This window comes from Streptomyces capoamus, from assembly GCF_014654935.1.
Classification (GTDB): domain Bacteria; phylum Actinomycetota; class Actinomycetes; order Streptomycetales; family Streptomycetaceae; genus Streptomyces; species Streptomyces capoamus.
In genome coordinates this window covers 5,426-13,303 of the sequence record NZ_BNBF01000033.1, presented here as the reverse complement: position 1 = coordinate 13,303, position 7,878 = coordinate 5,426, and the positions used below count along the sequence as shown (strand labels likewise).

At 74.3% G+C, this 7,878-nt stretch carries 8 protein-coding genes; 3 read left to right on the top strand and 5 right to left on the bottom strand.

Annotated features, from left to right (window positions below; all coding sequences use genetic code 11):
• From IE312_RS43080 to iolC, 4 genes are all read right to left on the bottom strand, one after another.
• A partial coding sequence (locus IE312_RS43080; RefSeq protein WP_268254389.1) for a thiamine pyrophosphate-binding protein occupies window positions 1-371 on the bottom strand: 371 nt, incomplete at its 3' end.
• Entirely contained in the window at window positions 368-1,207 is an 840-nt protein-coding gene (iolB, locus tag IE312_RS34035) for a 5-deoxy-glucuronate isomerase (RefSeq protein ID WP_189986091.1), read from the bottom strand. The genes IE312_RS43080 and iolB, both read right to left, overlap by 4 nt.
• 7 nt (window positions 1,208-1,214) lie before the next feature.
• Entirely contained in the window at window positions 1,215-2,099 is an 885-nt protein-coding gene (locus IE312_RS34030) for a Cgl0159 family (beta/alpha)8-fold protein (RefSeq protein WP_189986123.1), read from the bottom strand.
• A gap of 245 nt (window positions 2,100-2,344) precedes the next feature.
• A complete protein-coding gene (gene iolC / locus IE312_RS34025; RefSeq protein ID WP_189986090.1) occupies window positions 2,345-3,295 on the bottom strand; it encodes a 5-dehydro-2-deoxygluconokinase in 951 nt (316 codons plus the stop codon).
• Between the two features lie 297 nt (window positions 3,296-3,592).
• Between iolC and IE312_RS34020 the strand changes: the two genes are divergently transcribed.
• A complete protein-coding gene (locus IE312_RS34020) occupies window positions 3,593-3,793 on the top strand; it encodes a helix-turn-helix transcriptional regulator (protein ID WP_189986089.1) in 201 nt (66 codons plus the stop codon).
• A gap of 892 nt (window positions 3,794-4,685) precedes the next feature.
• Here IE312_RS34020 and IE312_RS34015 read toward each other — a convergent pair.
• Window positions 4,686-5,729 carry a zinc-dependent alcohol dehydrogenase family protein gene (locus tag IE312_RS34015; RefSeq protein ID WP_189986088.1) on the bottom strand — a complete coding sequence of 348 codons (1,044 nt, stop codon included), beginning with the start codon at window positions 5,727-5,729 and terminating at the stop codon, window positions 4,686-4,688.
• 164 nt (window positions 5,730-5,893) lie between these two features.
• Between IE312_RS34015 and IE312_RS34010 the strand changes: the two genes are divergently transcribed.
• On the top strand, window positions 5,894-6,133 hold the full coding sequence (locus tag IE312_RS34010; protein WP_189986087.1) for a heavy-metal-associated domain-containing protein: 240 nt from the start codon (window positions 5,894-5,896) through the stop codon (window positions 6,131-6,133).
• Window positions 6,134-6,219: 86 nt separating this feature from the next.
• A partial coding sequence (locus IE312_RS34005; RefSeq protein WP_229900759.1) for a heavy metal translocating P-type ATPase occupies window positions 6,220-7,878 on the top strand: 1,659 nt, incomplete at its 3' end.

Below are 7,878 nucleotides of genomic sequence, written 5' to 3'. Positions count from 1 at the left end.
GCCGGACGGGTGGCGAAGACGTCGCCGGGCAGGAGCAGCACCGGCAGATGGTTGATGGTCGCGAGGGCGGCGCCGGTGACGAGGTTGGTCGCGCCGGGCCCGATCGACGTCGTCACGGCGTGCGTGGACAGCCGGTTCGACTGGCGGGCGTAGCCGACCGCCGCGTGCACCATGGACTGCTCGTTGCGGCCCTGGTGGTACGGCATGACGTCGGCGTACTCGACCAGTGCCTGGCCGAGGCCGGCGACGTTGCCGTGCCCGAAGATGCCCCAGGTGGCGCCGATCAGCCGCCGCCGCTCGCCGTCGCGCTCGGTGTACTGGGCGGCGAGGAAGCGGACCAGCGCCTGGGCGACGGTCAGCCGGATCGTCATCGGTAGCCCCCTGCGGTGTCGGTGTGGTCGGGGTGGAAGCGGATCCGCCACTCCCGGGTCTCCCCCGGGCCCGCCATGACGTTGAGGTAGTACATGTCGTGCCCGGGCTGGGCGATGGACGGGCCGTGCCAGCCGTCGGGGACGAGGACGGCGTCGCCGGAGCGGACCTCGGCGAGGACGTCGGAGCCGCCCTCCCGGGAGGGGGACACCCGCTGGTAGCCGAGACCGTTCGGGCCGTCGATCTCGAAGTAGTAGATCTCCTCCAGCACCGACTCCTCGCCCGGCCGGTGCTCGTCGTGCTTGTGCGGCGGGTACGACGACCAGTTGCCGCCGGGGGTGACCACCTCGACGGCGATCAGCCTGTCGCAGTCGAAGGAGTCGGCTGCGGCGAAGCCCCGCACCCGGCGGGCGCAGCCGCCGCTGCCGCGCTCCTCGACGGGGACCTCCGGCGCGGGGCCGTAGCGGGCGGGGAGTCGTCGCTCGCACTTCGCTCCTGCCAGGGCGAAGCGGCCTCCCGCGCCGGAGGCGATCAGGACCCGGGCGTCCCGGGGCGCGTACGCGAAGTCGGAGACCCCGCTGAACACGCTGTCCCGGCCCAGGAGTTGGAACTCGTGCTGCTCGGTTGACGCAGTCTCAATTTGTACGGTACATCCGCCTTCCAGCGGAAGCACGATCCACTCGCTGTCGCCGGTGGTGAACATATGACTGCCACCGGGCGACAGTTCCACGACGCGCAGACCGCTGTACGCCCAGCCGGCCGCCTCGGGGCCGATGTCGACGGCGTACCGGGCGTTCGCGGTGGCGCCCCTGGGCAGATGCAGATCGATGCTGGTCATACGGCCCTCACAGCAGTCCTACGGCGGTGTCCACGGCGGCGGCCACATCGCCGTCCGCCGGGTACAGCAGCGAGCGGCCGACCACCAGGCCGCGCACGGTGGGCAGCCGGAGCGCGCCGCGCCACTTCTCGTACGCGGCGACCTGGTCCCCGGGCGAGTCGCCGACGTCCCCGCCGAGCAGGACGGCCGGCAGCGTGGAGGTCTCCATCACCCGGGCCATGTCGTCGGGGTCCTCCGTGACGGGCACCTTCAGCCAGGTGTAGGCGGAGGAGCCGCCGAGGCCGGAGGCGATGGCGAGGGACCGGATGACCGCCCCGGCGGACAGGTCGTTCGCCAGCCTGCCCTCGGGCGTGCGGCGGCTGATGAACGGCTCCACGAACACCGGCAGCCGGCGTTCCGCCATGGCGTCGATGGCACGCGCGGTGGACTCCAGGGTGGTCAGGGAACCCGGATCGGCGTAGTCGACGCGCAGCAGCAGCTTGCCGGCGTCGAAGCCGAGGCGCTCGATGTCCTCGGGGCGTTGGCCGGTGAACCGGTCGTCCAGTTCGAAGCTGGCACCCTGCAGCCCGCCGCGGTTCATGGAGCCCATGACGACCTTGTGCTCCAGGGCGCCGAGCAGGAGCAGGTCGTCCAGGATGTCGGCGGTGGCGAGGACCCCGTCGACGCCGGGCCGGGACAACGCGAGACAGAGGCGTTCGAGCAGGTCGGCGCGGTTGGCCATGGCGAACTCGCGGTCACCGACGCCGAGCGCGCCCCGGGCCGGGTGGTCGGCGGCCACGATCATCAGCCGGCCGCTCTCGTTCAGCAGGGGCCGCCGGCTCCGCCGGGCAGCGGCCTCGGCGATCGCCTCGGGGTGCCGGGTACGAATGCGAACGAGCTCCCCGACATCCACGCGGGGGCCCGCGGTGCCTTCGCGGGGGGCCGGGGCGTAGTGGTGGGCGGACTGGTGGGGTGCGGTGGGGCCGTCTTCTCCGGGGGCGTTCGTCGCGGGGCCCGGCTGAGGGGCCGTGGGGCCCTGGTGGGGAGTGGCGGCCTGCTTCCGGGAAGGGGCCGCCGGGGCGCCGGGTGCGCCCGGGGCCTGCGCGGGGGTCGGGTCGGAGCCGCCCCCGTGGTGGGTGCCCGTGACGCGGCCGGCCCTCACAGCACCGCTCCGGCGTCGAGCGCGGCCGTGACCTCGTCGGGCGTCGGCATCGCGGACGAGCACTCCAGGCGGGAGGCGACGATGGCGCCGGCCGCGTTGGCGTGCCGCATGACCCTCTCCAGGTCCCAGCCGGCCAGCAGGCCGTGGCAGAGGGAGCCGCCGAAGGCGTCGCCGGCGCCGAGTCCGTTGAGGACCGTGACGGGCAGCGGCGGGACCTCGACGGTCCCGCCCTCGCGGTGGACGGCGAGGACGCCCTTGGGCCCCTGCTTGACGACGGCCAGTTCGACCCCGGCGTCCAGCAGGGCGCGGGCAGCGGCATGCGGTTCCCGTACGCCGGTGGCGACCTCGACCTCGTCCAGGTTGCCGACGGCGACGGTGGTGTGGCGCAGGGCCTCGGCGTAGAAGGGGCGGGCGGCGCCGGGGTCGGACCAGAACATGGGGCGCCAGTCGAGATCGAAGACGGTGGTGCCGGCCTTGGCGCGGTGGGCGAGGGCCGCCAGGGTCGCCGTACGGCTGGGTTCCTCGCTCAGTCCGGTGCCGGTGACCCAGAAGATCCGGGCCTCCCGGACGGCGTCGAGGTCCAGCTCATGGGCGTCGATCTCGAGGTCCGGCGCCTTGGGCCGCCGGTAGAAGTAGAGCGGGAAGTCGTCCGGCGGGAAGACCTCGCAGAAGGTGACGGGCGTGGGCAGGCCGGGGACGGACGTCACCCAGCGGTCGTCGACGCCGAAGCCGCGCAGCGCCTGGTGCAGATAGGCGCCGAACGGGTCGTCACCGGTGCGCGTGATCACGGCGGTGTGCCGGCCGAGGCGGGCGGCGGCGACCGCCACGTTCGTCGCCGACCCGCCGAGGAACTTGCCGAAGGACGACACCTGGGCGAGCGGAACACCGGTCTGCAGCGGGTAGAGGTCCACTCCGATCCGCCCCATGGTGATCAGGTCGTAGGCCATCGGCTTCCCTTCGTCATGGCTCCCCCCGGCTTTCTAGTCCCGCGCGCCGAGCGCTGTCAATGTTTTGTCCGGACATTCGGACCAGTGCCGTGTCGCCACACCGTCACAAATACCCCCCTTGTGTCACACATGTCGCGGCTCCGCCGACTTCGGGTCACACGCCGTCTACAAGCGTTCACCAACGGTCACTCCGCGTCGTTCCAGGGGGCACAGGCTTGGTGATCGCCAGCGCAGCGCCCGGTCCCCCCGGCGGCCTCCCCCGGTCGCCGCCGCGGTGCGCGCGGGGAGGTGCAACCCATGACCGACCGAAGGCTCTGGTCGTACAAGGAGATCGCGGCGCACATCCGGGTGCAGCCGGACACCGTGCGGTCCTACCGCAAACACGGACTGCTGCCCCCGCCCGACCACGTCGAGGGGGGCAAGCCGTACTGGTACGCCGACACGGTCCGCGCCTGGGTCGCCTCCCGCCCCCGAAACCGCGGCCGCCTGGACGGCTGAGCCCGACCGGGACGGCTGGGGCCGGTTGGAACGGCTGAGGCTGATCGGAGCGGCTGGGGCCAGGTGGAACGGCTGAGGCCGACCGGAACGGCTGGGGCCAGCTGGAACGGCTGAGGCCGAGACCGGAACGGCTGGGGCTGATCGGAGCGGCTGGGACCGGCCGGAACGGCTGAGACCGGCCGGGGGGGGGCCGGCGACCGGTCGATGAGAAGCGGCCGGCCAGGAGAGCCGAGCCCGGCCGAGACGGCCGAACCCTGCCGGGGTGCCGACGACCGGTCGAGGAGAAGCGGCCGGCCAGGAGAGCCGAGCAGCCGGAGCCGACGACCGGCCGGGGTAGCAGCCGGCCGGGGGCGGCGGACGGCCCCGGGGGTCGGAAGACCCCCGGGGGGAAGACCCCCCGGGGAGGCGGACGGCTCCAGGGGGGTGGACAGCTCCAGGGGTGGCGGCGGATGGCCCCAGGGGGCAAACGACCCCGGGGGGCAGACGACCCCGGGGGCACACGACCCCGGGGGCACACGACCCCGGGGGCACACGACCTCGCGGGGCGGCGGACAACCCCCGAGTGACAGACGACCCCGCGGAGGGGCGGAACACCCCGGGGGCAGAACACCCCGGGGGGCGGAGGGCCTCAGGGGAGCGGAAGACCCCAGGGGACAGACGACCCCGCAGAACGGCGGTAGACCCCGGGAGGCGGACAACCCCCGGGGGGCAGGCGACCCCGCAGAACGGCGGTAGACCCCGGGGGGCGGACAACCCCCGGGGGGCAGGCGATCCCGCGGAGGGGCGGAGGGCCCCGGGGGCGGAAGACCCCAGGAGGCAGGCGACCCCGCGGAGCGGTGCTAGACCCCGGCCAGGGGGGGCGGGGCGGAACACCCGGAGGGGAGCGGCGCCCTCAGTTCCAGGGCTCTATGACCGTGACGCCGGCGCCCGGCGCCGTGTCCATCGCGGCGAGGGCCGCCGGTGCCGCGTCGAGTGCGATCGTCCGGGTCACCAGGAGGTCCGGGCGCAGCACGCCGGCGCGGACCAGCCGGAGCATGCCGGGATAGGCGTGCGCGGCCATGCCGTGGCTGCCGAGGAGTTCCAGTTCCAGGGCGATCGCGCGGGCCAGCGGGACCGGGGTGGTGCCGTCGGCGGACGGCAGCAGGCCGACCTGGACGTGCCGGCCGCGGCGGCGCAGGCCGTTCACCGAGGCCGCGCAGGTGGCCGGCGAGCCGAGGGCGTCGAGGGAGAGGTGGGCCCCGCCGCCGGTCAGCTCGCGCACGGCGGCGGCCGGATCGGCCACGCCGGACGCGTCCAGGCAGACGGCGGCACCGAACGTCCGGGCCAGGTCGAGGGCCCCGGGCGAGACGTCGACCGCGACGACCCGGGCCCCCGAGGCCGCCGCGATCATCACCGCCGACAGGCCGACCCCGCCGCAGCCGTGCACCGCGACCCACTCCCCGGCCGCCACCCGGCCCTGCTGCACCACGGCACGGAACGCGGTGGCGAAGCGGCAGCCGAGGGCGGCGGCGGTGGCGTACGCCATGTCGTCGGGGAGCGCGACGAGGTTGACGTCGGCGTGGTCGAGCGCGACGTACTCGGCGAAGGAACCCCAGTGGTGGAATCCGGGCTGGGTCTGCCGCTCGCACACCTGCTGGTCGCCCGCCGCGCAGGACGGGCAGTCGCCGCAGGCGCACACGAACGGCACGGTGACCCGGTCGCCGGGCCGCCGGCCGGTCACCCGCGCGCCCACGGCCTCCACCACGCCGGCGAGTTCGTGTCCCGGTACGTGCGGCAGCGCGATGTCCGGGTCGTGCCCCATCCAGCCGTGCCAGTCGCTGCGGCAGAGCCCGGTCGCCTCGACCCGGACGACGACACCGTGCTCGGCGGGTTCCGGATCGGGCACCTCACGTATCCGGGCCGGCTTTCCGTACTCCTCGAAGACCACCGCGCGCATGCCTGCTCCTTCCGGGAACCCCTGCGAAGGCTAGACGTTCCGGCGGACACCACGCCGGGGACGGACCACCCTTGGATTGATACCCCCTAGGGGTATAGTCTGATGAACATGGGGCTCCCCCGTGGACCCCATCGGCCCCACACGCCTCGACGAGGAGCAACGACATGAGCGCCCACACCGATACCCCGGGCTCCGTCACCACCGTCTACCAGGTGACCGGCATGAGCTGTGGCCACTGCGAGGGCGCCGTCTCCGGCGAGATCTCCCGGCTCCCGGGCGTCAGCTCGGTCAAGGCCGTCGCGTCGACCGGCGAGGTGACCGTCGTCTCCGCGGCCCCGCTGGACGAGGAGGCCGTGCGCGCCGCCGTCGACGAGGCCGGCTTCGAGCTGGCCGGCCAGGCCTGAGGAAGACCCTCCGTTTCCCTGACCGGGCCGTACCGACCAGCTCATACTGGCTCCGTACGGCCCGGTCCGATGTCTGGAGTCCGGACATGACCAGCACCACCGCGCAGACAGCCGCCGCCGCGGACGCCACCGCCGAGGTCGAGCTGCTCATCGGCGGCATGACCTGCGCCTCCTGCGCCGCCCGGGTGGAGAAGAAACTCAACCGGATGGACGGCGTCAGCGCCACCGTCAACTACGCCACCGAGAAGGCCAGGGTCGCCTACGCCCCGGGCGTCCGGGTCGCCGACCTGATCGCCACCGTGGAGCGGACCGGCTACACCGCCGAGGAACCCCCGCCGCCGGAGCCCGAACCCGAGACCGGGACCGCGCCGGACGCCCCCGAACGGGACACCGAACTCGGCGCCCTCCGGCACCGCCTGCTCGTCTCCGCACTGCTCGCCGCGCCCGTGGTGCTGCTCGCCATGGTCCCGGCGCTCCAGTTCGACGACTGGCAGTGGCTCTCGCTCACCCTCGCCGCGCCGGTCGTCGTCTGGGGCGGCCTGCCCTTCCACCGGGCCGCCTGGACCAACCTGCGGCACGGCGCCGCCACGATGGACACCCTCGTCTCGGTCGGCACGCTCGCCGCGTTCGGCTGGTCGCTGTGGGCGCTGTTCCTCGGCGACGCGGGCATGCCCGGCATGCACGACGAGTTCCGCCTCACCGTCTCCCGCATGGACGGCGCCTCCACGATCTACCTGGAGGTGGCCGCCGGGGTCGTCGCGCTGATCCTGCTGGGCCGCTACCTGGAGGCCCGCTCCAAGCGCCGCGCGGGCGCCGCCCTGCGGGCCCTGATGGAGCTGGGCGCCAAGGACGTGGCGGTCCTGCGGGAGGGCCGTGAGGTGCGGGTGCCGGTGGCGTCCCTGGCCGTCGGCGACCGGTTCGTCGTACGGCCCGGCGAGAAGATCGCCACCGACGGCACGGTCGTGGAGGGCCTCTCCGCGGTGGACGCCTCCCTGCTGACCGGCGAGTCGGTGCCGGTGGACGTCGGCCCCGGCGACCGCGTCACCGGCGCCACGGTCAACGCGGGCGGCCGGCTGGTCGTCGAGGCCACCCGGGTCGGCGCGGACACGCAGCTCGCCCGGATGGCCCGGCTGGTGGAGGACGCACAGAGCGGCAAGGCCGAGGTGCAGCGGCTCGCCGACCGGATCTCCGCCGTCTTCGTGCCCGTGGTCATCCTCATCGCGCTCGGCACCTTCGGCGTCTGGCTGGGGGTGACCGGCGACACGGCCGCCGCGTTCACGGCCGCCGTCGCCGTACTGATCATCGCCTGCCCGTGCGCGCTGGGCCTCGCCACGCCGACCGCCCTGATGGTGGGCACCGGGCGCGGTGCCCAGCTCGGCATCCTGATCAAGGGCCCCGAGGTGCTGGAGTCCACCCGCCGCGTGGATACGGTCGTCCTGGACAAGACCGGCACGGTCACCACCGGCCGGATGACCCTGCAGGCGGTGTACGCCGCCGAGGGCGAGGACGAGAAGGAGCTGCTGCGGCTCGCGGGCGCCCTGGAGCACGCCTCCGAGCACCCGGTGGCCCGCGCGATCGCCGCCGGTGCCGAGACGGGGGTCCCCCCGCTGGAGGGGAGCCGGGAGTGGGCCGGCGCCGGGGCGCTGCCGGCCGTCGAGCACTTCGAGAACGTGCCCGGGCGGGGCGTACGCGGACGCGTCGACGGCCGCGAGGTGGCCGTGGGCCGCCTGTACGACGAGCTGCCG

Coding starts and splice junctions, on each gene's coding strand:
- iolB (WP_189986091.1), bottom strand. CDS start 1,207: ATGACCAGCATCGATCTGCATCTGCCCAGGGGCGCCACCGCGAACGCC.
- iolC (WP_189986090.1), bottom strand. CDS start 3,295: ATGGCCTACGACCTGATCACCATGGGGCGGATCGGAGTGGACCTCTAC.
- IE312_RS34020 (WP_189986089.1), top strand. CDS start 3,593: ATGACCGACCGAAGGCTCTGGTCGTACAAGGAGATCGCGGCGCACATC.
- IE312_RS34015 (WP_189986088.1), bottom strand. CDS start 5,729: ATGCGCGCGGTGGTCTTCGAGGAGTACGGAAAGCCGGCCCGGATACGT.
- IE312_RS34010 (WP_189986087.1), top strand. CDS start 5,894: ATGAGCGCCCACACCGATACCCCGGGCTCCGTCACCACCGTCTACCAG.